We start from the raw sequence: 25,446 nt of genomic DNA, 5'->3' as shown, positions 1-25,446 counted from the left end.
TTTTATAACAATAACGGAGGGAATTAAACAATGGCTGTTGACGCTAAAACGGTTAAAGAACTACGTGAAAAAACGGGCGCAGGGATGCTCGATTGCAAAAAAGCGCTGGAGGAAGCCGGCGGCGATCTGACGAAGGCGATCGAGCTGCTTCGCGAAAAAGGTCTTGCCGCTGCCGCCAATAAAGCTGGCCGCATCGCTACGGAAGGCGTGGTTGAGTCTTACATACACGCCGGCGGACGGATCGGGGTTCTGGTGGAAATCAACTGTGAAACCGACTTCGTTGCCAAAACGGATCAATTTAAAGATTTCGCCCGCGATATCGCCATGCATATCGCTGCGATGAGCCCGCGTTACGTTCGCCGCGAAGAAGTGCCGCAGGAAGAAATCGAAAAGGAAAAGGAAATTTTAAAGGCACAAGCCCTTAACGAAGGCAAACCGGAAAAAATCGTGGAAAAAATGGTGGAAGGCCGCATCGGCAAATATTTCGAAGAGTTCTGTTTGCTGGAGCAAGCTTTCGTTAAAGACCCGGACAAAACGATCGCCCAGCTGGTTAATGAAAAAATCAGCACGATCGGCGAAAACATTTCCATCCGCCGCTTCGTTCGTTATGAACTTGGCGAAGGTATGGAGAAGAAAGTGGACAACTTCGTAGAAGAAGTAATGTCCCAAGTAAATAAATAATCTAAAGACCAATCATAAACGCAAGGAAAGTTGGAACACGCCGTGTTCCTTCTTTTTTAAGATCAAAGTGCGTTGGTAGACGTTTTTCTTTATTGTTTGTCGCGAATGAGTTCGATGTGGAGGTATACATTTGGAACAGCCAGTGTTTAAACGTGTTGTATTAAAGGTCAGTGGGGAGTCGCTTGCCGGTCAAAACGGGTACGGTATCGACGCCGACACCATTTCATCCATCGCCGAACAGGTCAAGGAAGTGGTGGAACTGGGCGTTCAGGTAGCGATCGTTTGCGGCGGGGGCAATATTTGGCGCGGAATTGCCGGGAGCGCCAAGGGCATTGACCGGGCTACGGCCGATTACATGGGCATGCTCGCGACCGTGATGAATTCCCTGGCCCTGCAGGACGCGCTGGAGCAGATCGGGGTTCCGACCCGGGTGCAAACGTCCATCGCGATGCAGCAAATCGCCGAACCTTATATCCGGCGCCGGGCGATTCGTCACTTGGAGAAAGGCCGGGTCGTCATCTTTGCCGCCGGCACGGGCAATCCGTTTTTCTCTACGGACACGACTGCTGCGCTGCGCGCCGCCGAGATCGAAGCGGAAGTGATCCTCATGGCGAAAAATAAAGTGGACGGCGTTTATTCCGCCGATCCGTTTGTAGATCCGAATGCGGTGAAGTACGAATCCCTCACTTATTTGGATGTGCTGAACAAAAACTTAGGTGTTATGGACTCCACGGCTTCATCGCTGTGTATGGACAATGACATTCCGCTGATCGTGTTTGCCATTACGGAACAAGGAAACATTAAGCGGGTCGTGCTCGGTGAAAAAATCGGGACGATCGTTAAAGGGAGTGTTGAATAATGCCACAGTCAGTTAAAAAGCATGCCGAAGAACGCATGGACAAAGCAATCCAGGCGCTGAAAAGAGATCTTGCGACGCTGCGTGCGGGAAGAGCAACTCCATCGCTTTTGGATCGCATTCAGGTGGAGTATTACGGGGCGCCGACTCCGGTCAATCAATTGGCCAACATCAATACGCCGGATTCCCGGACATTGTTGATCCAGCCTTGGGACAAATCATCGCTGTCCGATATCGAACGCGCGATCCAAAAATCCGATCTCGGGCTGACCCCGGCGAATGACGGATCGTCCATCCGGTTGACGATTCCGCCGTTGACGGAGGAACGCCGCATTGAACTCGTGAAGATGACGAAGAAGCATGGAGAAGAGGCGAAAGTCGCCATCCGCAACATTCGCCGCGATGCCAACGACGAGATCAAGAAGCTGGAGAAAACGGATATTTCGGAAGACGAGTCGCGCCGGCATCAAGAGGATATTCAGAAAACGACGGATAAATACATCGCGGAAGTAGATAAGGTTCTTGCTGCGAAAGAGAAAGAGATTATGGAAGTTTAAGAGACGATAAGCGGCCCCTCCTTTTACGGTGGGGTTTTGTCTCTTTTTCATCATCGGCTGGAGGAAAAGGAATGATCAAGTTATTTCAACCCTGGTGGAAAAAAAAGCAGCGTCCGGCGTCTGTTGTTTTAGCTCCCGACAACATTCCAAAGCATGTGGCCATCATTATGGACGGGAACGGGCGTTGGGCGCGCAGGCTTGGTTTGCCGCGAATCGTCGGACATCGTACAGGTATGAAAGCCGTCAAGCGTGCGACGATTGCGGCTGACGAACTTGGCATTTCCGTTTTAACGCTGTATGCTTTCTCGACGGAAAATTGGAAACGGCCGAAGGATGAAGTCGATTTTCTAATGTCGCTTCCGCAGGAATTTTTGGCGATTGAGCTTGAGGAGTTGATCGAAAAGAATGTCCAGGTGCGAATGATGGGATACACGGACATGCTGCCTCCCCATACGATAGCCGCCATGGAAGAAGCGACCGAGCGTACAAAACACAATACCGGACTTATTTTGAATTTTGCCCTGAATTACGGCAGCCGCCGCGAAATTGCCGAGAGCGTCAAAGCCGTTGCCAGGCTTGTGCAGAACGGTGAGCTGTCTGTGGAAGACATTACCCCCGATTCGATTGATAGCCATTTGCTATCGGCGGGGCTGCCTGAGCCGGATCTGCTCATTCGGACCGGAGGCGAACTGCGGCTCAGCAACTTTATGCTTTGGCAAACGGCTTACAGCGAACTGTGGTTCACGGATGTTTACTGGCCGGAATTCAAGCAGGAGCATTTGATCGAAGCGGTGGCCGAATACCAGCGGCGCACGCGGCGCTACGGCGGATTAAGCTAGCGATGGAAGGTGTAAACTCTTGAAACAGCGGTTGATTACAGGGATCGTCGCCGGCGGTTTTTTTCTGGGCATGTGCTGGCTGGGCGGACTAACCTATCATGTACTCATCTTAATAATGGCTCTGATCGGCTACTATGAATTCGTCCGTATGACCGGGCTGCCGGCGTTTGGCGGAACCGCCGTTTTGGGATATTTAGGCGTTTTGTATTTGGGTTTTCCTTGGACTCTTTTACAAATTCCCATGCCGCTCCCGACTTTGGCGATCCTGTGGCTGCTGATGCTTCTGTTTTTGGCGGTGACGGTGACTTCCAAAAACGAGGTTCCGATCGCTCAAGCCGCGCTGCTGTTTCTGGGCGCCGTTTACATCGGAATCGGGTTTTCATCGATCGCTGAGACACGCAGCACGCCGGACGGCCACGGGCTGTTTTGGACATTGTTGCTGCTGGCTGCGATTTGGAGCAGCGACGCCGGGGCTTATTTCACCGGCCGCCGGTTTGGAAAGAGCAAGCTGTGGCCGGCTATCAGTCCGAACAAGACGGTTGAGGGAGCGCTTGGCGGAGTAGCGTTGGCGGTGATCGTCGCGGTCGTTTTTGCCGTGATTTCCGGCGGCTTGTTAAGTATTGGACGAGCCGCGGCGGTTGGGGTATCCGCCGCCGTCGTCGGACAATTCGGCGATTTGATCCAGTCTGCCTACAAACGTGTATACGGTGTTAAGGATACGGGGAAGCTGCTGCCCGGTCATGGCGGGATTTTGGACCGCTGCGACAGTTGGATTGTGGTGTTCCCATTCATACATATCCTGTCTCTCCTCCCGTAGAGGTAGTTTAAAAATCGGCTTTTGATCACGAGGCAAGAACTAGAGACGGTTCTGAGAAATAACGTCAGTATGATGGCAAGTGAAGAATTGAGAAAACGGCAAAATAGTCTTTTGAAAATCCCGGGGACAACATAAAGGAAAAAAAAGGCGCTATTTCAGCCGATGTCCCCCATGTTTCGTGAAATAGAGGAATTTTATGGCGCTATTTTCACGATCTAGTGGCAAAAGGCAGCATTTTCGACCTGTTCATCGGAAATAAGACCGAAAAGTTCCCTTATGGTGATGAATTGGCTCAAATTCGGGAAAATAGGCCCCTAGAGTTCCTCTATTTTATGGGGACGATGCTGAGCACAAGACTAATGTAGAACAAGCATATGCTTCGGTGCTGAAAAGCCGATTTTTAAACATTGATTGAAATGAGTTTGAAAATCACAAAACTCCATTGTTTAGAGGTGCGATATGAAAAAAATAGCGTTGATCGGGTCGACGGGGTCGATCGGTACCCAAACGCTGGATGTCGTACGGCAGCATCCCGGGCAATTTGAAATTACGGGGCTTGCGGCCGGCGGAAATATCGGGCTGTTTGCCGAACAGGTAAACCGGTTTCGGCCGAAAAAAGCTTCGGTGGCCACGAAAGAGCTGGCCGAGCGAGTGCGCCCTCAGCTTCCGGAAGATGTGCAGCTGTATTACGGGGAGCAAGGACTGATCGAGGTGGCTGCGGGGACGGAGGCGGAAACGGTAGTCACCGCCATCGTGGGCAGCGCCGGCCTCCCGGCGACGATCGCGGCGATTGAGGCCGGAAAGCATATTGCGCTGGCGAACAAGGAAACGCTGGTGACGGCCGGCCATCTGGTTACCGAAGCGGCGGGGCGCAAGGGCGTCGCTTTGCTGCCGGTCGACAGCGAGCATTCCGCTATTTTTCAATGTTTGAACGGGGAGCGAATCGAAGAGGTGCGCCAAATTACGCTGACGGCTTCCGGCGGCTCGTTCCGCGATTTAACCCGTGAAGAGCTGCGAAACGTTACGGTCGAGGATGCGTTAAAGCATCCCAATTGGTCCATGGGCGCCAAAATTACGATCGATTCGGCCACGATGGTCAACAAAGGACTGGAGGTCATTGAAGCCCATTGGCTGTTTGGCCTTCCTTACGAACAGATCGGAGTGCTGCTGCATCCCGAGAGCATTATCCACTCTTTCGTTGAATATCGTGACGGCAGCGTGATCGCCCAATTAGGAACACCGGATATGCGGGTTCCGATCCAATACGCGCTTTCCTATCCGCGCCGCTGGCCGTCCGAAGCCAAAAGGCTGTCCCTGGCGGAAGTGGGCAAGCTGCATTTCCGGGAGATGGACTACAACCGGTTCCCTTGTTTAAGACTAGCCTTCGAGTGTGGTAAAATAGGGGGTACAGCCACTTGTGTTTACAATGCTGCCAATGAAGTGGCTGTCGCCCGCTTTCTAAGCGGAAACATTTCGTTTCTGCAGATTGAGACGATTATTGAAACGGTGTTGTCCAAACACGACGTTCAGGAGGAGCCGGATCTGGAAGGGATTCGCTCCGCCGACCGCTGGGCCCGGAACATGGCCGAATCTTTATAGAGCCCGCCCGCTTGGGCCGGAACCTCTATAAAATTCCTCTTTTGCACCGGAAAAGTCCGGCGGCGGTATTCTCTTGTGCCTGATCGGAGAATAATGTTAATCTAAGAAGACGCCCTAGGACGATCCGTGGCCAAAAGGAGGATGCTTACGCTTGGAATTGCTTAAAATCATATTTTTGACGGTGCTCATGTTCTTCATCATCGTCACGGTGCACGAATGGGGGCACTATTACTTCGCGAAACGCGCAGGTATTTTGGTGCGTGAATTCGCGATCGGCTTTGGACCGAAACTGCTTTCTTTCAGAAGAGGAGAGACGCAGTTTACATTGCGCCTGCTTCCGTTCGGCGGGTATGCCCGCATGGCGGGGGAAGAGCCCGAACTGGTCCAGATCGCCGAAGGACAAACCGTCGCGCTGCGCCTGGATGGCGATACCGTACGTAAAATTTATTTGGACCGGCTGGACAGCCGCAAAAATGTTATCCGCGGCGAGGTGCGGCACGCTGATTTGCAGGACGATCTTGCAGTTCGTCTGGATGTGGATGGAGAGGTGGTCTCTTACCCCGTTCATCCGCAGGCGATGCTGGTGACCAAAGGCAAAGAAACGCAAATCGCGCCGAGGGATCGGCAATACGGCAGCAAGACGGTCGGGCAGCGGGCGTTGTCGATCTTCGCCGGGCCTTTTATGAACTTTGTTTTGGCCTTTGTTTTGTTTGCCCTGCATACGCAAATGGCGGGGATTCCGCTGGAAACGCCAAGCCATCTGCAGATCGGCGAAGTTGTGAAAGGGATGCCGGCGGCGGAAGTCGGGCTTCAGCCTGGAGATATTATCGAGACGATCAACGGTCAGCCGGTCGGCACCGATGCGAACGCAATGATCGGGAAGATTCAAGCTTCCAAGGGCAAACCGATGCAATGGACGGTCAAACGCGGCGAAGAAACGCTGAGCTTTACGATTACCCCGCGCGGGGCCGAAAATGAAGACGGAAAAGTGGGCAGCACGATCGTGACGGTTTTCCCGACCCGCAGCGCCTCCTTCGGCGAGACGTTCCAGGTGGCCGGACAGAAAATGGTGTCCACGACCGAGGGGATTTTTCTCGGCTTTAAGCAGTTGATCAACAAGTTTTCCATGGACGATCTGGGCGGGCCGGTGCGCACGTTTGAAATGACGGGGCAAATCGCCAAACAAGGGTTAGCCCAGCTTACGTATTGGGCGGCAATCCTGAGCCTTTACCTTGGCATATTCAACCTGCTGCCGATTCCGGCGCTGGATGGCAGCCGCCTCGTGTTCCTTGGAGTCGAGGCACTGCGCGGCAAGCCGATCGATCCGAACCGCGAAGGCATGGTGCATTTCATCGGCTTTGCGATGCTGTTCCTGCTGATGATCGCGGTCACCTATAATGATATATTGCGTTTGTTCCACGGCTGACCGGTTGCCCGAACCGTGCGAATCACGCGGTGAAATAAAAATTGTTGTTTTTTAACGGGAGGACAAGGGTTCTTATGGCAAAAGAGGAGAAACAATTCGTTACGGAGATTACCCCTCAGGGAGAAGACTTCTCCAGATGGTACATCGACGTGATTAAAAAAGCGGATTTAATGGATTACTCGCCGGTGCGCGGCTGTATCGTTTTTAAGCCGGACGGTTACGAAATCTGGGAGCACATTCAGGAGGAGCTGGATCGCCGTTTTAAGGAAACGGGGCATCGCAACGCTTATTTTCCGCTCTTCATTCCGGAAAGCTTCTTCCAGAAGGAGAAGGAACATGTCGAAGGCTTTAACCCGGAGCTGCCTTGGGTAACCGAAGCCGCCGGCGAGAAATTGGAGGAGCGGCTGGCCATCCGTCCGACCTCGGAAACGATGATCGGGCATATGTATGAGAAATGGATTCAATCCTACCGGGATTTGCCGGTGCTGATCAACCAGTGGGCAAATGTGGTCCGTTGGGAGAAACGGACGCTGCCGTTCCTGCGCACTAGCGAATTCCTTTGGCAGGAAGGCCATACCGCCCATGAAAACGAGCAGGACGCGCGGGAAGAGACGATGCGCATGCTGGAGATTTACCGCGATTTTGTCGAGAACTACTTAGCGATTCCGGTCATTGTCGGGCAAAAAACGCCGTCCGAAAAATTCGCCGGCGCGGTGGACACCTATTCTATCGAAGCGATGATGAAGGACGGCCGCGCCGTGCAAGCCGGAACCTCTCATTATTTGGGGACGAATTTTGCGTCGGCCTTTAATATTCAATATTTGAACCGGGACAATGTCCGGGAATATGTGCATACGACTTCCTGGGGGGTAAGCACCCGGCTGATCGGCTCGCTGATCATGGTTCACGGCGACGACCGCGGCCTTGTTCTGCCGCCGAAGGTTGCGCCGAAGCAGGTGATGATCATTCCGATCGGCCCGCCGAAAACGTGGGACGCGGTGGTGGGAAGAGCCGACGAATTGTTCGCTGAACTGAAGCAGGCGGGGATTCGCGTCGGGATCGACGACCGCTCCGATCTTCGTCCGGGGTGGAAATTCAACGAATACGAAATGCGCGGCGTGCCGGTACGCCTGGAGATCGGACCGCGGGATATGGAGAACGGCGTGTGCGTGCTGGTTTCCCGCATCAGCGGCGAGAAAAAAGTCGTTCAGCAGAACAATCTGGTCGAAGAAGTCCGGGCGATGCTCGATCAAGTGCATCAGGAAATGTACGATCGCGCCAAGGCGTTCCGCGAGGAGCATTTCTACTCCGTGGACACGCTGGATGAAATGAAGGCGAGCATTGAAGAAAAACGCGGCTTTACGCTGGCCGGCTGGTGCGGTTCGGAGGCTTGCGAACGCCAGGTGAAAGAGGAAACCGGCGCGACCAGCCGCAACATTCCATTTGAACCGAAAGAGAAGAAGCACACTTGCCTTGTTTGCGGGGAACAAGCCAAACATACCGTCGTTTTTGCCAGAGCCTATTAAAACTTGAATTATTTGTCCAAGCCATAAGAGGTTGATCAAAAAGCGATAAAGCCGACTTTTTGAACACGCATGATACGGGGAAACCCCTGTGCGGGCAAACCAACAGCCAAAAGAGGGCTTTCGGCAGTAAATTGTCGGGCAGGTTCATTGCCTGCCGGTTTTCTCGCCGGAAGCCTTTTTCATGCAAGCGGACGCGGAGTCACCGACCTGATTTTTAAACGGAGCGTTCCAAAAGTCGGGTTTTCAGCACTTAGATGGGGGAGGAAGACATGACGGAGACTCAGGACAAGAGAAACCGGCTTGAACTGTTGATGAAGCAGGCGGAGCTTCCCGCCTCGTTAATCGATCCCTATTTTCTCGAAGGTTATATCGAGCGGGTTGAGGTTAGCCGCAGCAACAAGGAATGGAAAATCACGATCAGGAAGGATACGTTGGTGCCGGCCCAGGCTTACCGCACTTTTTGCCTTCGCATCAAGGAAAAAATGGAGCACATCGCGGCAATTTCCTTTGAATTCAGGTACGGCGGCGAAGTGTCGGCCAAAGATATCGTTGGAGAGTATTGGAGGTTGTTTTTGGAATGGGTGCAGCGTCAGGTTCCTTCCGTCAACGGCTGGATGGTCCGGGCCGGATTTGAAGTCGAAAACGATCTCGTTAACGTAACGTTGGGCGATTCTACCGCACTGGAGCTGGCCCGCAAGAAAAATATCGACCGGGCGATCGTGACGTTTTACGAAACTTATTTTGCTCTGCAGCTGCGGGTCAAGCTGCAAACCGGCGAAACGAGCGCCGAAGCGTTCGAGGAGTTCCAACAGCGGATCGTGGAGGAAGAACGCGAGGTCATCCAGAAAATGATGGAAAGCATGACGGTGGAAGCGCCGCCTGAAGAGGTGGACGGCGAAGTCGTCAAACTGCAAATCGGATACGACATCAAGGAGCCGCCGGTGCCGATTCAGGACATTCAGGATGAAGAGAAGAAAATCACGGTCCAGGGAACGATTTTCGGTTTGGACCGCAAGGAGCTGCGCAACGGAAATACGTTGTTTACGTTCAATTTGACGGATTTTACCGACTCGCTGGCGATGAAGCTGTTTGCGAAAAACAAGGAAGATTTGAAAGTGATGGGCCAACTGGCAAACGGCAAGTGGGTAAAGGCCCGCGGCAAAGTCGAATTCGACCGCTTTATGCAGGTGCCCGAGCTGGTGATGATCCCTTCCGATCTGACGGAAATTACGGCGCCTCCGGGACGCAAGGACAATGCTCCCGAGAAGCGGGTCGAATTCCATCTGCACACGACGATGAGCACGATGGACGCCGTCACCCCGATCGGCGATTACGTGAAGATGGCCGCCAAATGGGGGCATAAAGCGATCGCCATCACCGATCACGGCGGGGTGCAAAGTTACCCCGACGCGGCTAAGGCGGCGAAGAAAAACGGCATAAAAATGATCTACGGCGTTGAAGCCAACGTGGTGAACGACGATGTCGCCGTGGTGCTGAACCCGCGCGGGGACGATTTGAAAGACGCTACATATATCGTATTCGATATCGAAACCACCGGTCTCTCCGTCACCCAAAACAAAATCATCGAGCTTGCCGCCGTTAAAATGCAGGACGGCAAGGAAGTGGACCGTTACGCTACCTTCGTCAATCCGCATGAACGGATTCCTTACAATATCCAGCAGCTCACCAACATCAACGACGAAATGGTCAGGGACGCTCCGGATGTGGAACCCGTGCTGCGGCGGTTCGTGGAGTTTGCCGGGGACGCGGTGCTGGTCGCCCATAACGCCCGGTTTGACGTCGATTTCGTCAACGCGAAGCTGAAAGAGCTGGGCCTGCCGCAGATGAACAATCCGGTGCTCGATACGCTCGAACTAGCCCGGATGCTGTTCCCGACCTTGAAGAATCACCGGTTAAATACGCTTGCCGCCAAATACAAGGTGTCGCTGGAGAACCACCACCGGGCGATCGACGATACGTTGGCGCTCGGGGAAATTTTGAACGGTCTGCTCGAAGATGCGATCAAAATCGAAGGGTATACGACGCTGGACCGGCTGAACGATAAGGTCGGCAAAGATCTGTCGAATACCCGGCCGTTTCATTGCGGCGTCTACGCGCTCAACGCTACAGGCAAGAAAAACCTGTTTAAGCTCGTGTCCCTGTCGCACACCGACTATTTCAAACGGGTGCCCTGCATTCCGAAATCGAAGCTGGTGGAAATGCGCGAAGGCCTGCTCATCATGTCCGGCTGCGAAAAAGGCGAGTTTTTCGAAACGGTGCTCAACAAATCGGTGGAGGAAGCGGAAGCTGTGGCCGAGTTTTACGATGTGCTGGAGATCCAGCCGCTGACGATGTATATGCATCTGGTGGACAAAGGATTGGTCGGCAGCGTGGCCGAGCTGGAGACGGCGATCCGCAAAATCGTCGAGATCGGGATGAAGCTGAATAAGCCGGTGGTGGCTACCGGCAACGTGCACTATCTCGATCCTAAGGACAAGCTGTTCCGCGACATCACGATTCACGGCATCACCGGGTTTAGCCCGCTGAAGGATATACGCAAGCCGGATGCGCATTTTCGGACGACGGAGGAAATGCTGGAGGAATTCGCTTTTCTCGGCGGGGAGAAGGCTTACGAGGTAGTCGTTGCCAACACCTCCAAGCTGGCCGACGAATTTGAGGAATACGAGCTGTTTCCGGATAAGCTGTTTACGCCGATCATCGAAGGCGCGGAAGAGGAAATCCGCCGGACTTGTTACGATACGGCCAAAAAGATTTACGGCGAGGATCTGCCGGAAGTCGTCGTCAAGCGGCTGGAGAAAGAGCTGGAGCCGATTATCAAATACGGGTTCTCGGCGAACTATTTGATCTCCGAACGTTTGGTCAAAAAATCGAACCAGGACGGGTATCTGGTCGGTTCCCGGGGGTCCGTCGGCTCCTCGGTCGTCGCCATGTTCCTCGGCATCTCCGAGGTCAACCCGCTGCCGGCGCATTATATATGCCAAAACCCGGAATGCAAGTACAGCGAATGGTTCCTTGACGGCAGCGTGCCAAGCGGTTTCGACCTTCCGGACAAGGCGTGCCCGAAATGCGGGCAAACGCTGAAGGGCGAGGGGCACGATATCCCGTTCGAAACGTTCCTTGGGTTTAAGGGCGACAAAGTTCCCGATATCGACCTTAACTTCTCCGGGGAATATCAGCCGCACGCCCATAACTACACGAAAGTGCTGTTCGGCGAGAAAAATGTGTTCCGCGCCGGCACGATCGGCACCGTGGCGGAAAAGACGGCGTACGGTTTCGCCAAAAAATACGAGGAAGAGCATCACAAGCATTGGCGCGGAGCCGAGCTGAGCCGGCTTGCGGCGGGGTGTACCGGCGTCAAGCGCAGCACGGGCCAGCATCCCGGCGGGATCGTGGTCGTGCCGGACTACATCGAGGTGGAGGATATCACCCCGGTTCAGTATCCGGCCGACGACACCGAGGCGGAATGGAAAACGACGCACTTCGATTATCACGCCTTTGACGCGAACCTGCTGAAGCTCGATATCCTCGGGCACGATGATCCGACGATGATGCGGATGCTCCAGGATCTCACGGGCGTCGATCCGACGACCATCCCGATGAACGATCCGAAGGTGATGAGCATCTTCAACTCGACGGAAGCGCTTGGGGTGACGCCGGAACAGATCCGCACGCCGGTCGCCACGTACGGCATTCCCGAGATGGGCACGAAGTTCGTCCGGCAGATGCTGGTGGAATCGCAGCCGTCGTCGTTTGCCGATCTGCTGCAGATTTCCGGCTTGTCGCACGGAACGGGCGTCTGGCTTGGCAATGCCCAGGATTTGATCAAAAACGGAACCTGCAACATCAAAACGGTGATCGGCTGCCGTGACGACATCATGCTGTTTTTGATTTACAAAGCGGGTATGGACGCCGGCCTCGCCTTCAAAATCACGGAAAGCGTACGGAAAGGGAAAGGGCTGACGCCGGAGTGGATCGAGGAGATGAAGAAATGCAAGGTGCCGCAATGGTACATCGACTCCTGTCTGAAGATCCAGTACATGTTCCCGAAGGCCCACGCCGCCGCATACGTTATTTCCGCGGTGCGCACCGCCTATTTCAAGCTCTACCATCCGATCGAATTTTACGCGACATATTTCTCGGTGCGCGGCGAGGATTTCGACATCGAGCTTTGCTGTCAGGGATATGAGGCGATTCACCGCAAGATCGAAGAGATCGAGCAGAAAGGCTTTCAGGCGCTGCCTAAAGAGAAAGCGATGCTGCCGATTCTGGAAATGGCGCTGGAGATGACCGCGCGCGGCTTCCATTTCAAACCGATCGATTTGTACCGCTCCGACGCGACGAAGTTCATCGTGGACGGCGATTCGCTGATTCCGCCGTTCTCGGCGCTGGCCGGGATCGGGGAGAACGCCGCCAAAAATATCGCCGCGGCCAAGGAGCAGGGCGAATTTCTGTCGATCGAGGACTTCCAGCAGAAATCGAAGGCGAGCAAAACGATCGTCGAACTCCTCGGCAACATGGGCTGCTTCCGTGGACTTCCCGAAAGCAACCAGCTGTCATTATTTTAAGTTTAAGTTTAAATTAAGTTCAAAGAGTCAGGTTTCCAGCACCGAGAGCAAAAGCCGAATTTTTGAACTACCTCTAGTAGTAAAGGCCTTTTACTTGTCACTGTTGGCGGACTATGTTATAATTTTTTTGGCAATCATGAAGATAGAACCGTTGTTTAAAGAGTGGGGAAACCCACTCTTTACTCTTTGGTATACAGGAATGAACGCGATGGAGGGAATGTACGCTTGAGCACACCGAAGATCAAAGCGACCGTAGAGCAAATGGTCACGCCTTATTTGGAGGAACACGGCTTTGAATTGGTTGACGTGGAATACGTCAAGGAGGGAAGCAACTGGTTCCTTCGCGTATTCGTCGACAAGGACGGCGGCATCGACATCGATGACTGCGGCCGGATCAGCGAATACCTTAGCGAAAAGCTCGATGAGAATGATCCGATTCCATCGGCTTATTTTCTGGAAGTGTCCTCGCCGGGCGCGGAGCGTCCGCTCAAAAAAGCCGAGGATGTATCGAAAGCCGTCGGCAAAGACGTATTTGTCACTACATACGAACCGGTAGGCGGCCTGAAGGAGTTTGAAGGCCGGCTTCTTTCCTTCGAGAACGGCGAATTGGTCGTTGAAGTCGGAAAGAAGAGTCACACGATTCCATACAGCAAAGTAGCCAGCGCAAGGTTGGCCATTATTTTCTAGAACAGCGGATGTTTGGTTAAGCGTGACCTGCAGGGAACTATGAAAGGGGGAACTCGAGGCAAATGAGTATGGATTTTATCGAAGCCTTGAATGAATTGGAAAGGGAAAAAGGAATCAGCAAAGATATTTTGTTCGAAGCGATTGAAGCCGCGCTCATCTCCAGCTACAAGCGGAACTTCAATACGGCGCAGAACGTTCGCGTGGATATGAACCGCCATACCGGCGCGATTAAAGTATACGCCCGCAAGCTCGTCGTGGAAGAAGTGCTGGATCCGCGCACGGAGATTTCGCTGGCGGCCGCGCGTGAGATCAACCAGAACTATCATCTTGACGATATTACCGAGATTGAAGTTACACCTCGCGATTTCGGCCGCATCGCCGCGCAAACCGCCAAACAAGTCGTGACCCAGCGGATCCGCGAAGCCGAGCGCGGACTGATCTACAACGCCTTTGTCGAGAAGGAAGAGGATATCGTAACCGGCATCGTGCAGCGTCAGGATCTGCGCAACATCTATGTCGATCTCGGCAAAATCGAAGCGCATCTGCCCTTGAACGAGCTGATGCCAAACGAGAAATTCAAGCATGGGGATCGCATCAAGGCATACATCACGAAGGTGGAAAATACGACGAAGGGGCCGCAAATTCTGCTGTCCCGCACGCATCCGGGCCTGTTGAAACGCTTGTTTGAGCTGGAGGTGCCGGAAATTTTCGACGGGGTGGTGGAGATCCGTTCCGTCGCCCGCGAAGCGGGATTCCGTTCCAAAATCGCGGTATACTCCCGCAACAGCGAGGTCGATCCGGTCGGCTCCTGCGTAGGGCCGAAAGGCACCCGGGTGCAAACGATCGTGAACGAGCTGCGCGGAGAGAAGATCGATATCGTCCGTTATTCGGAGAATGTCGAGGAATATGTGGCGAATGCGCTCAGCCCGTCCAAGGTGCTGGAGGTGCAGGTGTTTGAGACCGAGAAGATGGCGCGCGTCATCGTGCCGGATTATCAGCTTTCGCTGGCGATCGGCATCAAAGGCCAGAACGCTCGCCTGGCGGCCAAATTGACCGGTTGGAAAATCGATATCAAGAGCGAAACCCAAGCGGAAGAGGAATTCGGAAGAGAAAAAACCGATCAGGACGAAATGCCTCAGGATTCCATCTCCGTAGATTGATCGGGGGCGGTTGAAGGATGAAACAGAGAAAGGTACCGCTGCGTAAATGCGTGGCCTGCCAGCAAATGATGTCCAAGAAATCGCTGATCCGCATTGTCCGTTCGCCGGAAGGCGAGGTGTCGATCGACCTCACCGGCAAAAAATCGGGGCGCGGAGCATATTTGTGCGGTAAGGAAGCTTGCTTCAAGCTTGCCCACAAAACCAAAGCGCTCGACCGCGCGCTGAAAGCGCCGGTCAGTCCGGAGGTTTACGAGCAGCTTGCCCGCGATTTTTTGAAAGTGGAAGAGGAGTTCCGCGCCGGCCAGGGGCGTGAAGGGGATGGCGATGAATAAAGCGTTGTCCGGGCTTGGCCTTGCCATGCGGGCGGGCAAGCTGGTGACGGGGGATGAAGTCGTGCTGAAGGCGATCCGCTCCGCGGAAGCCAAACTGGTGATTGTAGCCGGCGATGCGTCGGCCAATACGCAAAAGAAGTACCGCGATAAATGCGGTACGTACAAAGTTCCTTTGATGGTCGGATTTGACAGGGATATGCTCGGATCGAGCGTAGGAAAGCCGGAACGGGTCGTTCTGGCCCTTACCGATCAGGGGTTTGCCGATATGGTTCGTAAAGCGATCGCGAAAACGTCGGAGGTGGAGTATATTGAGTAAACAAGAAAAACAAGATAAGCTCAGGGTATATGAATATGCAAAATCGCTCAACATGAGCAGCAAAGAAATCATTACGATTCTTAAGCGACTTAATATCCCGGTGAATAACCATATGAGCGTGATGGAGAATGATGCCGTAACGCGCGTAGAGCAATTTTTCAAGGATATTAAGACGAACGCTGCCGCCAAGCGGGAAAATTCGGGCCGCGCCGAAACCCCGTCCAAATCGCCGGCGCCGGCTTCCGCAGGAGGAAGCCAAGCTGCGAAAAATCCGGCCCCGGAAGGGGCGGGAAATCGCGGAGAACAAGGCCGGGAGGCGAAGGTTCACGGAAATCCCGGCGGTCAAGCCAAAAAAAATCAACATGAAAAGCAGGTAAGTATGAATAATAAACCTAATCAAAACCAAAACGCAAAAGGCGGAACTACCGCTGTACAGGAAAGAAACCAACGTCCAAACGGAGGCCATCAGCAAGGCCCACGCGCTTCTGCGCAAAACGCCGGCAATGCCGGAGGCCGCAACCCTCAAGGAAACCGGGGGCAAGGCCAAACCGGGGGCGATTCGCAGCGCCGTGACGGCGGCGGCAACCGCCAAGGAAACGGCCAAGGAAACGGCCAAGGAAACGGCGGAGCAAACCACGGCGGGCAAGCGCCAAACCGCAATTTTGTTTCGGCCGGCAGCAATAATAACAATGGCGGAGGCAAAGGCCAAGGTCAAGGCAGAAAAGGCAATCATGGCGGCAAAAATCAAAAAGGTTTTGACGACAACCGTGGCGGCAACTTTAAAAACAACAACCGCGGCGGCAAAGGCGGCCGGGGGGGCCGTGGCGGATATCAGCAGCCGCCGCGCGAAAAAATCGACAATACGCCGAAGAAAATCATTGTCCGCGGCACGATGACCGTTGGCGAAACCGCGAAACTGCTGCATAAAGACGCTTCCGAGGTGATCAAAAAGCTGATGCTGCTCGGCGTCATGGCCACGATCAACCAGGAGCTCGACATCGAGACGATCCAGCTTTTGGCCGGCGATTTCGGCGTTGAAGTCGAAGTGAAAATTCCGGTCGAGGAAGACCGTTTTGAAACGATCGAAGAGGTTGACGATGAGGCGGATTTGAAAGAGCGTCCGCCGGTCGTGACGATTATGGGGCACGTCGACCACGGGAAAACGACGCTGCTGGACGCGATCCGTTCGACGAACGTGACCGGCGGCGAAGCCGGCGGCATTACGCAGCATATCGGCGCTTATCAGGTCGAGATCAACGGCAAGAAGATCACGTTCCTCGACACGCCGGGTCACGAGGCGTTTACGGCGATGCGGGCGCGCGGAGCGCAGCTGACCGACATTACGATCATCGTCGTTGCGGCTGACGACGGCGTGATGCCGCAGACGGTTGAAGCGATCAACCACGCCAAAGCGGCGGGGCTGCCGATCATTGTGGCAGTCAACAAAATCGACAAACCGGAAGCCAACCCGGATAAAGTCAAGCAGGAACTGACAGAATATGAGCTTGTACCGGAAGAATGGGGCGGCGATACGATTTTCGTCAACGTGTCGGCCAAACAAAAAATGGGTCTGGAAGACCTGCTGGAAATGATCCTGCTCGTGGCGGAAGTCAACGAGTACAAAGCCAACCCGGATAAACGCGCCCGCGGCGCGGTTATCGAAGCCGAGCTGGACAGAAACCGCGGACCGGTGGCCCGCGTACTGGTGCAGCACGGCACGCTGAAAGTCGGCGACGCCTTTGTGGCCGGCAACTGCTTCGGCCGCGTCCGCGCAATGGTGAACGACCGGGGACGCCGCCTCAAGGAAGCGGGGCCTTCGACGCCGGTGGAAATTACCGGCCTTACCGAAGTGCCGCAGGCGGGCGATCCGTTTATGGTGTTTGAGGACGAACGCAAAGCCCGCTCCATCGCCGACAAACGTGCGATTACGCAGCGCCAGTCCGATCTGGGCGCGAATACGCGCGTGACGCTCGACGATTTGTTCCGCCATATTAAAGAAGGCGAAATCAAAGAGCTGAACGTGATCATCAAAGCGGACGTTCAAGGTTCGGTGGAGGCGCTGAAGGGCGCGCTCGAGAAAATCGACATCGAAGGCGTGCGCGTGAAAATCATCCACAGCGGCGCCGGGGCGATTACCGAGTCCGACGTTATTTTGGCCGCAGCTTCCAACGCGATCATCATCGGCTTTAACGTACGTCCGGACAACCAGACGAAAGCGACTGCCGAGCAGGAAAAGGTCGACATTCGTCTGCACCGCGTCATTTACAATGCGATCGAGGAAATCGAACAAGCGATGAAAGGGATGCTGGATCCGGTATACAAGGAGTCCGTCATCGGGCATGCCGAAGTCCGCAATACGTTCAAGATCAGCAAGGTCGGCACGATCGCGGGCTGCATGGTCACCTCCGGCAAAATTACCCGTTCGGCGGAAACGCGCCTGATCCGCGACGGCATCGTGATCTACGAAGGCAAAATCGATTCTTTGAAGCGGTTCAAGGATGATGCCAAAGAAGTTGCGCAAGGGTACGAATGCGGGATCACCCTCGATAACTACAATGATATTAAAGAAGGCGACGTGATTGAGGCCTTCATCATGGAAACCGTTGAACGGAAGTAAGGTGGTGTCATAAATGGCCAAAAATCGGACCGGCCGCGTAGGCGAACAGATTAAAAAAGAACTCAGCGTTCTTATCCAGAAGGAACTGAAAGATCCGCGCATCGGTTTTGTCACCGTGACCGGGGTGGATGTGACGAGCGATTTGTCGCAGGCCAAAGTCTACTTGAGCGTTTTCGGGGATGATGAGAAGAAAAGCGAATCGCTGAAGGGGCTGGAGAAGGCAAACGGATTTTTGCGCACCGAGCTCGGCAAGCGGATCCGGCTGCGCCATACGCCGGAGCTGATCTTTAAAATCGACGAATCGATCGCTTACGGTAGCCGGATCGAGCAGCTTCTGGGCGAAATTACGCACGAGCACGACAAATGATTTTATAGGTGAGAGTTCAAAAAGTCAGGTTTTCAGCACCGGGAAGGTTGGATGAAGCTAGGGACGTCAGGAGCGGAACGTACGTTTTGGGTACGTGAGCAACGGAAGGCCCGGCTGAATTCAAGATTCGACGCCGAATTCGCTTCATGACTTGCTTCGTGATCAAAAGATGACTTTTTGAACAACCTTGAAAAGGAGACCGGCAATGCAATATGAACGGGAGCTGCGTCAGAGCCAGGCTTTTTTGACGGAGCATGATGATTTCCTCGTGGTGGCGCATGTTCAGCCGGACGGAGACGCAGTCAGTTCCACCCTTGCGGTGGGCTGGCTTCTGTCATGTCTGGGTAAAAAATACGTAATGGTCAACGAAGGGCCGATTCCAAAGCGGATGGGTTATTTATGGCAGGCGGATCAAATTCGTGACCTGTCGGCAGAGCCCCTGAACCGGAAATTCGACAACGTGATCTGCGTCGATTGCGCGGATTTCAAACGGGTCGGGACGACCAAAGAGCTGTTTGCGGAAGGCGCCAAACTGCTGAACATCGATCACCATCCGACCAATGACGGATACGGCACGGTCAATTTGATTGTCCCCTATGCCGCAGCCACGGCGGAGATTTTATTCGACCTTATCCAATTTATGGGTCTGGAGTTGAACGAGGCGATCGCTACGGCGCTATACACCGGACTGCTGACGGACACGGGCGGGTTCCGCTATTCGAACACGTCGCCCAAAGTGATGGCAACGGCCTCCAAGCTGCTGGAGTACGGTGTTGACGGACCGGGCTTGTCCGAACTGCTGCTGGAGCAAATGACTTTGCCGCAGCTGCGCCTGCTGACGAGAGCCTTAAACGGGCTGCAGCTGACCGAAGACGGTAAAATCAGCTGGGTGGTCGTGACGGACGAAGACTTGAAATCCGCCGGGGCGGTTCATGAGGATATGGAAGGCATCGTCAACTATCCCCGCAATATTCAAGGGGTGGAGGTCGGCCTCCTGTTTAAGGTGATCGATGAGCAAGCTGTAAAAGTGAGCATGCGTTCTGCCGGCAAAGTGGACGTGGCCAAAGTGGCGCAAAGCTTTGGCGGGGGCGGGCACGTCCGGGCCGCGGGAGCGCGTGTTGAAGGATCGCTGGAGGCGATCGTGCCCCGCGTGGTGGAGCAGGTGAGGCTGCAGCTATGACCACGTATGAAGGCATCCTGCCGGTTTTGAAACCCGCCGGTTTTACCTCCCACGACGTTGTGGCCAAATGCCGCGGCATCCTCAAGATGAAGCGGATCGGCCATACGGGCACGCTCGATCCGGCTGTCACCGGAGTGCTTCCGCTTTGCTTGGGACGGGCTACCCGGATGGTCGAATATTTGCAGGAGCTGCCCAAGGAATATGAGGCCACGCTGATTCTGGGGGTGGCCACGGACACTGAAGACATGTCGGGTACGGTCGTGGAGCGGCTGGATCAAGTTTCGGTGACGGAAGAGGCCGTAAGGCAGGTGCTTCAGCGATTCGTCGGCACGATTTCCCAGGTTCCGCCGATGTATTCCGCCTTGAAGCACGATGGAAAGCGGCTCTACGAGCTGGCGAGAGAAGGAAAAATGGTCGAACGCCAAGCCCGCGAGGTGACGATTTATGAGCTGGAGCTGCTGTCCTTTCAACCGGAGGGACCGCATCCGAAGATCAAGTTCCGGGCGCTCTGCTCGAAAGGAACTTACATCCGCACGCTTTGCGTCGATATCGGCCGGGCGCTTGGCGTGCCGGCGGCGATGGCGCAGCTGAAGCGGACGGTGTCGGCCGGCATCGCGGAAGAAAGCTGTTTAACGCTGGAAGAAATCGCCCGGCACGCTGGGCAAGGGGACCTGGCTTCCTATTTGCTGCCGGTCGACCAGGGAGTCCGGCATCTGCCGGCACATACGATCGCCGGGGACAAAGTTAAGGCGGCCTTGCAAGGTCAGCGCCTGCCCGCCGCCGCGGTACATCCGCGGGCAAACCGGGGGGAACTGATCCGGCTTTATGATCCGCAGCAGCGGTTTTTGGGGATATTCCAGGCGGATGAAGAAATGCCTGCCGTGAAGGCGGTCAAGGTGTTCCTTCCCGACTGAATCATATGAACGATTGTGCCAATCCGAGGGAATTGCAGGTGAGACTTTAGATGGAAACGATAAGCTTATCATACCCTTTAACCGAACAATTTATTGCAACGTGCGCAAGGCCGCAGGTGCTGGCCATCGGTCAGTTTGACGGCCTCCATCTGGGGCACGCCAGCGTGATTGAGACGGCCGTCAAGCTGGCGGCCGAGCTTGGTCTGCCCGCATCCGTCATGACTTTTCACCCTCACCCGAAGGAAGTCATGAAAAAAGGCGATTACGACGGATATTTGACCCCGCCCCGGGAGAAGGAACGCCTCCTTCGCAGCATGGGCGTGGATTTTGTATATATCGTGGAATTTAACGACGCTTTCTCGCGGGTGAGCCCGCAAAATTTCGTCACCGGCATTTTGGTTCCCCTGCAGGTGCACACCGCCGTGGTCGGGTTTGACTTCCGCTACGGCTACCGGGGAGAAGGGCACGCCGGAATGCTGCGCGAGCTGAGCGATAACGTTCTGGACGTAAGCACGGTTCCGCCGTTCCTGATCGACGGCGAGAAGGTGAGCAGTTCGGGCATCCGCAAAGCGCTTCAGGAAGGCGGCATCCGCTTGGCCAACCGCTGGCTCGGACGAAGCTATTCGCTGAAGGGCGCGGTCATGCACGGGGAAAAGCGGGGGAGATTGCTCGGCTTTCCGACAGCCAACCTGAAGCTCACCGAGCATTACGTGATTCCTGCGAGCGGCGTTTACGCCGTGCGTGCGTATCACGGCGGCCACTCCTACGAAGGCGTGATGAACGTTGGGGTCAAGCCGACCTTTCACAACGATGCGACCGTCCCCTCGTTCGAGGTTCATCTGTTTGACTTTTCCGGAGAAATATATGATGAAAGCCTGTCCGTCGAACTGGTTCATTTCCTCCGCGAGGAACGCAAATTCGGCTCGATCGATGAGCTGATTGCGCAAATAACTAAGGATGCCGAAACCGCCAAAAGCTTGCTGAAAGCGGAAAAAGCGTAAACGGGAAAGCGGCATTTACTTTTATCCGGGTTGTATGGTATACTGATCTACGTTGTTATGCCCATGGGTTTTCTTTCCGGGCATCAACTATAACCTTGGCTTGGTTGTGCGGTTTCACCGCCGGCGACGAGGCTAACGGCGATTGAGGAAAAGGAGGTGAACAGGATGGCATTGACTCAAGAACGTAAGCAACAATTGATCGAAGAGCACAAAACTCATGAGTCCGATACCGGATCCCCAGAGGTGCAAATTGCTATCCTTACGGAGAACATTACGAACTTGACGGAACATTTGCGTACGCACAAGAAAGACCATCATTCCCGTCGCGGTCTTTTGAAAATGGTCGGTCAACGCCGTAAGCTGCTGGCTTACTTGAAGAACAAAGACGTGAAGCGTTACTCCGCATTGATCGAAAAACTCGGATTGCGTCGTTAATTTGACATCTTTACGAAAAAGCAGCCTGGTTGCCGTCGGACGCTTTCAAGCGAACGATGTGCCGCCGGGTTGCTTTTTACAAATGAACGGGTATTTCGGCGGTGTTTTGAATAGCGTAAACGAAAGGCTCCGTCAGGAGCTTTTGTTGTGAAGGGACAAGTTCATCGCTCCTTAATGATTTAAGATAAAGCAGGAAATAATGAACTTTGTACCGAACTTTTAATGTGATAAGGAGGGATTACATGGAGAATCATGTGAAAATGGATTTGGGGGGAAGACCTCTTATCCTCGAAACGGGCCGATTGGCCAAGCAAGCCAACGCGGCGGTCATGGTGCGTTATGGGGATACGGCTGTGCTGTGCACGGTAACGGCCTCCTCGGAACCGAAGGACCTGGACTTTTTTCCGCTTACGGTCAATTATGAAGAAAAGCTGTACGCGGTCGGTAAAATTCCCGGCGGCTTCATTAAACGCGAGGGCCGTCCCAGCGAAAAGGCCATTTTGGCCAGCCGGTTGACGGACCGTCCGATTCGTCCGCTGTTCCCGGAAGGGTTCCGCAATGATGTGCAAATCGTCAATCTGGTCATGAGCGTGGATCAGGACTGCGAGCCTGAAATCGCCGCGATGATCGGAACGTCGGCCGCGCTGAGCATTTCGGATGTTCCGTTTAACGGGCCGATCGGCGGCGTGGCGGTGGGACGGGTGAACGGCGAATTTGTGATCAACCCGAATATAGCCCAGCAGGAAGCCAGCGATATTTACGTCGTGGTGGCGGGGACGAAAGACGCGATTATGATGGTTGAGGCGGAAGCGAACGAAGTTCCGGAAGAAGTTATGCTGGAAGCCATCATGTTCGGCCATGAGGAAATCAAAAAAATCGTTGCCGTGATCGAAGAGCTTGTCCAAGTTGCCGGCAAAGAGAAAATGCAGGTGAAGCTGCACGCGGTCGACGAAAACGTGAACCAGGAAGTTCGCGCCTATGCCAAGGATCGGCTCGTGGAAGCCGTAAAGATCGCCGAGAAGCATGCGCGGCAGGATGCGATTGACGCCATCAACGAGGAGACGGTTGCCTATTTCGAAGAGAAATACATAGAGTCTCCGGAGCTCATTGCCGACGTCAAGGAAGTGCTGCACGATATCGTTAAAGAAGAAGTCCGCCGCTTGATCACGCATGAGAAAATTCGTCCGGACGGCCGTAAGCTCAGCGAAATCCGGCCGATCGAATGCGATATCAGCCTGTTGCCGCGTACCCACGGCTCCGGTTTGTTTACGCGCGGCCAGACGCAAGCTCTAAGCGTTTGTACGCTCGGCGCGCTGGGCGATGTGCAAATTCTCGACGGCATCGACCTGGAAGAGTCGAAACGGTTCATGCATCATTACAACTTCCCTCCGTTCAGCGTAGGCGAAGCCCGTCCGCTGCGGGCACCGGGCCGCCGCGAAATCGGTCACGGCGCGCTTGGCGAACGGGCGCTTTCCAAGGTCATTCCGCCGGAATCGGAATTCCCTTACACGATCCGCCTCGTGTCGGAAGTATTGGAATCGAACGGTTCGACGTCGCAAGCCAGCATTTGCGCCAGCACTTTGGCGATGATGGACGCGGGCGTGCCGATCAAGGCGCCGGTAGCCGGGGTGGCGATGGGCCTGATCAAAGACGGAGAGCATGTCTCCATTTTGACGGACATCCAAGGGATGGAGGATCATCTCGGAGATATGGACTTTAAAGTGGCCGGAACCGCGGAGGGCGTAACCGCCATTCAAATGGACATCAAGATCGACGGCATCGACCGGCAGATTTTGACGGACGCTTTGAAGCAGGCGAGAGAAGGCCGGATGTTCATATTGGGGAAGATGATGGAGCGCATCCAAAAACCGAAGGAGCACTTGTCTCCGTATGCGCCTAAGATCCTGATCATGAACATCAATCCGGACAAAATCCGCGACGTTATCGGGGCCGGCGGCAAAATCATCAACAAGATCATCGAGGAAACCGGCGTGAAAATCGATATCGAGCAGGATGGCCGCGTCTTTATCGCTTCGGCCAACGAAGAGATGAACAACAAAGCGCGTTCGATCATCGAAGGGATCGTGAAGGAAGTCGTCGTCGGCGAAATTTATGTCGGCACCGTAAAACGGATTGAAAAATTCGGCGCTTTTGTGGAAATTTTGCCAGGCAAAGACGGGCTGGTGCATATCTCCCAGCTTTCGACGGAGCGTGTAGGCAAAGTGGAAGACGTCGTCGCCATCGGCGATACGGTAACCGTCAAGGTGACCGAAATCGACAGCCAAGGACGGATCAATCTTTCCCGCAAAGCGGTTTTGACTGCCCAAACGGAAAAAGCTCCTTCATAAACGATGAACGGCTGCATATGAACTAAAGATGTGCGGGAAAAGAGACAGAATGAATCAATTCTGGCTCTTTTTTAATGCGCATGCCCCGATGGGCCTTTAAAAGGTGCATAATTCGGGTCTTGTCTACATATGATGGGGACAAAAACCGGTTGAAGGGATGAACCTGGCATGGGGCGGAACAAATTTGTGATCATTGCGGTCTGTATCGCATTTGTCGTGATTCTCGGGCAATTGGCGGGAATTCGCACATTTGTCGAGAACGGCGGCGGGCAAGACGGAAGTTTTGCCTTCCGTCTGTTTAGCGATTTTTATGAAAGCAATGAGTTGGGTCAAGACGGAAACAAACAAGACGATCTGCTGCTAAAAATACGCGAGGAAGCCGCCAAAAGGCGGATCGAGCCGGTCAACGCCACCGTCGATCGCGTCTGGAAGGCGATTCCGGGATATAACGGGCGGGAAGTGGACATCGAGCGCACTTATCAGAAGGCGAAGCTGCTGCCGGCCGGAGCGGAGATCGAATACATATACCGGGAAATTAAGCCGCAGGTGAGCCTTGATGATTTGGGGGCGCAGCCCATTTATCGGGGGAATCCGAACAAACCGATGGCGGCGCTGATGATCAATGTGGCCTGGGGAGAAGAGTACCTCCTCCCGATGCTGGACACGCTTGACGAAGCGAAGGTGAAAGCGACTTTTTTTCTGGACGGAAGCTGGCTCAAGAAAAATACGGAGCTGGCCGCGGAAATTCAAAAACGGGGGCATCTATTGGAAAATCACGCCTATTCCCATCCGAACATGAGCCAGCTGGAGGCATACCGGGCCCGTCTGGAAATCTCCAAAACGAAGGGTTTGCTGAAGGAGAAGCTGGGCGTGGACAACCGCTGGTTCGCCCCGCCTTCGGGAGATTATAACAGTCAAACCGTCAAGCTGGCCGCGGAGCAGGGACTCAAAACGGTGCTTTGGACGGTGGACACGGTGGATTGGAGAAAACCTCCGGCTTCAAGTATTGTAAACAAGATCGCAAACAATGTAGAACCGGGCTCATTGATCCTGATGCATCCGACGGCGCCAACCCGGGACGCGCTGAAGGACGTGATCCGGGTCATCCGCAGCAAAGGGCTCGTTCTCGGCACGGTGGAGCAGACGCTGTCGCCTGATCGGGTCGAAGTACCGGAGAGTTGAGCGGAACGCCTTTTTTTGGT

Annotated in this window: 21 protein-coding genes; all 21 read left to right on the top strand. The window is 54.3% G+C overall.

What is annotated here, in order from left to right:
* Positions 1-30 precede the first annotated feature (30 nt).
* The 21 genes from tsf (at position 31) to NYE69_RS21635 (ending at position 25,426) form a co-directional block, all read left to right on the top strand.
* The gene (gene tsf, locus NYE69_RS21735) at positions 31-681 is read left to right on the top strand and encodes a translation elongation factor Ts (RefSeq protein WP_316560686.1); all 651 of its coding nucleotides are present in this window, start codon (positions 31-33) and stop codon (positions 679-681) included.
* Between the two features lie 130 nt (positions 682-811).
* Positions 812-1,540: a UMP kinase gene (pyrH, locus tag NYE69_RS21730; protein WP_036622311.1), complete on the top strand. Its 729-nt coding sequence runs from the start codon at positions 812-814 to the stop codon at positions 1,538-1,540.
* Complete coding sequence (frr, locus tag NYE69_RS21725) at positions 1,540-2,094, top strand: ribosome recycling factor (protein ID WP_036622313.1); 555 nt, start codon at positions 1,540-1,542, stop codon at positions 2,092-2,094. Before pyrH ends, frr begins: the two co-directional genes overlap by 1 nt.
* Positions 2,095-2,165: 71 nt before the next feature.
* Positions 2,166-2,933, top strand: a complete 768-nt coding sequence (locus tag NYE69_RS21720) for an isoprenyl transferase (protein ID WP_340927925.1) — start codon at positions 2,166-2,168, stop codon at positions 2,931-2,933.
* 19 nt (positions 2,934-2,952) lie between these two features.
* Positions 2,953-3,750, top strand: a complete 798-nt coding sequence (locus tag NYE69_RS21715; protein ID WP_340927924.1) for a phosphatidate cytidylyltransferase — start codon at positions 2,953-2,955, stop codon at positions 3,748-3,750.
* 459 nt (positions 3,751-4,209) lie between these two features.
* A complete protein-coding gene (locus tag NYE69_RS21710) occupies positions 4,210-5,349 on the top strand; it encodes a 1-deoxy-D-xylulose-5-phosphate reductoisomerase (protein WP_340927923.1) in 1,140 nt (379 codons plus the stop codon).
* A 151-nt stretch (positions 5,350-5,500) separates the two neighbouring features.
* Positions 5,501-6,775: an RIP metalloprotease RseP gene (rseP, locus tag NYE69_RS21705; RefSeq protein WP_036622320.1), complete on the top strand. Its 1,275-nt coding sequence runs from the start codon at positions 5,501-5,503 to the stop codon at positions 6,773-6,775.
* Positions 6,776-6,849: 74 nt separating this feature from the next.
* Positions 6,850-8,301 carry a proline--tRNA ligase gene (proS, locus tag NYE69_RS21700; protein ID WP_340927922.1) on the top strand — a complete coding sequence of 484 codons (1,452 nt, stop codon included), beginning with the start codon at positions 6,850-6,852 and terminating at the stop codon, positions 8,299-8,301.
* A 269-nt stretch (positions 8,302-8,570) separates the two neighbouring features.
* On the top strand, positions 8,571-12,887 hold the full coding sequence (locus NYE69_RS21695) for a PolC-type DNA polymerase III (protein WP_340927920.1): 4,317 nt from the start codon (positions 8,571-8,573) through the stop codon (positions 12,885-12,887).
* Positions 12,888-13,112: 225 nt separating this feature from the next.
* Complete coding sequence (gene rimP, locus NYE69_RS21690; protein ID WP_036622326.1) at positions 13,113-13,574, top strand: ribosome maturation factor RimP; 462 nt, start codon at positions 13,113-13,115, stop codon at positions 13,572-13,574.
* A gap of 62 nt (positions 13,575-13,636) precedes the next feature.
* Positions 13,637-14,734 carry a transcription termination factor NusA gene (gene nusA, locus NYE69_RS21685; RefSeq protein ID WP_328273278.1) on the top strand — a complete coding sequence of 366 codons (1,098 nt, stop codon included), beginning with the start codon at positions 13,637-13,639 and terminating at the stop codon, positions 14,732-14,734.
* 17 nt (positions 14,735-14,751) lie between these two features.
* Entirely contained in the window at positions 14,752-15,066 is a 315-nt protein-coding gene (gene rnpM, locus NYE69_RS21680; RefSeq protein WP_340927918.1) for an RNase P modulator RnpM, read from the top strand.
* Positions 15,059-15,382, top strand: a complete 324-nt coding sequence (locus NYE69_RS21675; RefSeq protein ID WP_051985856.1) for a L7Ae/L30e/S12e/Gadd45 family ribosomal protein — start codon at positions 15,059-15,061, stop codon at positions 15,380-15,382. The genes rnpM and NYE69_RS21675 overlap by 8 nt, the downstream gene beginning before the upstream one ends.
* Positions 15,375-17,999, top strand: coding sequence for a translation initiation factor IF-2 (infB, locus tag NYE69_RS21670; RefSeq protein ID WP_340927916.1), 2,625 nt, complete (start codon positions 15,375-15,377; stop codon positions 17,997-17,999). The genes NYE69_RS21675 and infB overlap by 8 nt, the downstream gene beginning before the upstream one ends.
* Positions 18,000-18,012: 13 nt before the next feature.
* Entirely contained in the window at positions 18,013-18,366 is a 354-nt protein-coding gene (rbfA, locus tag NYE69_RS21665) for a 30S ribosome-binding factor RbfA (protein ID WP_036622336.1), read from the top strand.
* 205 nt (positions 18,367-18,571) lie between these two features.
* Entirely contained in the window at positions 18,572-19,546 is a 975-nt protein-coding gene (locus NYE69_RS21660) for a DHH family phosphoesterase (RefSeq protein ID WP_328273280.1), read from the top strand.
* On the top strand, positions 19,543-20,460 hold the full coding sequence (truB, locus tag NYE69_RS21655) for a tRNA pseudouridine(55) synthase TruB (protein WP_340927915.1): 918 nt from the start codon (positions 19,543-19,545) through the stop codon (positions 20,458-20,460). Before NYE69_RS21660 ends, truB begins: the two co-directional genes overlap by 4 nt.
* A 50-nt stretch (positions 20,461-20,510) precedes the next feature.
* Positions 20,511-21,461: a bifunctional riboflavin kinase/FAD synthetase gene (locus NYE69_RS21650; RefSeq protein ID WP_328273496.1), complete on the top strand. Its 951-nt coding sequence runs from the start codon at positions 20,511-20,513 to the stop codon at positions 21,459-21,461.
* Positions 21,462-21,626: 165 nt separating this feature from the next.
* The gene (rpsO, locus tag NYE69_RS21645) at positions 21,627-21,896 is read left to right on the top strand and encodes a 30S ribosomal protein S15 (protein ID WP_036622344.1); all 270 of its coding nucleotides are present in this window, start codon (positions 21,627-21,629) and stop codon (positions 21,894-21,896) included.
* A gap of 242 nt (positions 21,897-22,138) precedes the next feature.
* Entirely contained in the window at positions 22,139-24,244 is a 2,106-nt protein-coding gene (pnp, locus tag NYE69_RS21640; RefSeq protein WP_340927914.1) for a polyribonucleotide nucleotidyltransferase, read from the top strand.
* A gap of 168 nt (positions 24,245-24,412) precedes the next feature.
* A complete protein-coding gene (locus NYE69_RS21635) occupies positions 24,413-25,426 on the top strand; it encodes a polysaccharide deacetylase family protein (RefSeq protein WP_340927912.1) in 1,014 nt (337 codons plus the stop codon).
* Positions 25,427-25,446 lie beyond the last annotated feature (20 nt).

The organism is Paenibacillus sp. FSL R5-0527 (assembly GCF_038008055.1).
Lineage (GTDB): Bacteria > Bacillota > Bacilli > Paenibacillales > Paenibacillaceae > Fontibacillus > Fontibacillus macerans.
Note: the sequence above shows the minus strand (reverse complement) of the source record. Positions and strands in the feature narration are given on the sequence as shown.

Coding starts and splice junctions, on each gene's coding strand:
- frr (WP_036622313.1), top strand. CDS start 1,540: ATGCCACAGTCAGTTAAAAAGCATGCCGAAGAACGCATGGACAAAGCA.
- truB (WP_340927915.1), top strand. CDS start 19,543: ATGACCACGTATGAAGGCATCCTGCCGGTTTTGAAACCCGCCGGTTTT.
- NYE69_RS21675 (WP_051985856.1), top strand. CDS start 15,059: ATGAATAAAGCGTTGTCCGGGCTTGGCCTTGCCATGCGGGCGGGCAAG.
- NYE69_RS21710 (WP_340927923.1), top strand. CDS start 4,210: ATGAAAAAAATAGCGTTGATCGGGTCGACGGGGTCGATCGGTACCCAA.
- NYE69_RS21660 (WP_328273280.1), top strand. CDS start 18,572: ATGCAATATGAACGGGAGCTGCGTCAGAGCCAGGCTTTTTTGACGGAG.
- NYE69_RS21635 (WP_340927912.1), top strand. CDS start 24,413: ATGGGGCGGAACAAATTTGTGATCATTGCGGTCTGTATCGCATTTGTC.
- pnp (WP_340927914.1), top strand. CDS start 22,139: ATGGAGAATCATGTGAAAATGGATTTGGGGGGAAGACCTCTTATCCTC.
- rbfA (WP_036622336.1), top strand. CDS start 18,013: ATGGCCAAAAATCGGACCGGCCGCGTAGGCGAACAGATTAAAAAAGAA.
- nusA (WP_328273278.1), top strand. CDS start 13,637: ATGAGTATGGATTTTATCGAAGCCTTGAATGAATTGGAAAGGGAAAAA.
- NYE69_RS21720 (WP_340927925.1), top strand. CDS start 2,166: ATGATCAAGTTATTTCAACCCTGGTGGAAAAAAAAGCAGCGTCCGGCG.
- NYE69_RS21695 (WP_340927920.1), top strand. CDS start 8,571: ATGACGGAGACTCAGGACAAGAGAAACCGGCTTGAACTGTTGATGAAG.
- rnpM (WP_340927918.1), top strand. CDS start 14,752: ATGAAACAGAGAAAGGTACCGCTGCGTAAATGCGTGGCCTGCCAGCAA.
- tsf (WP_316560686.1), top strand. CDS start 31: ATGGCTGTTGACGCTAAAACGGTTAAAGAACTACGTGAAAAAACGGGC.
- NYE69_RS21650 (WP_328273496.1), top strand. CDS start 20,511: ATGGAAACGATAAGCTTATCATACCCTTTAACCGAACAATTTATTGCA.
- proS (WP_340927922.1), top strand. CDS start 6,850: ATGGCAAAAGAGGAGAAACAATTCGTTACGGAGATTACCCCTCAGGGA.
- rpsO (WP_036622344.1), top strand. CDS start 21,627: ATGGCATTGACTCAAGAACGTAAGCAACAATTGATCGAAGAGCACAAA.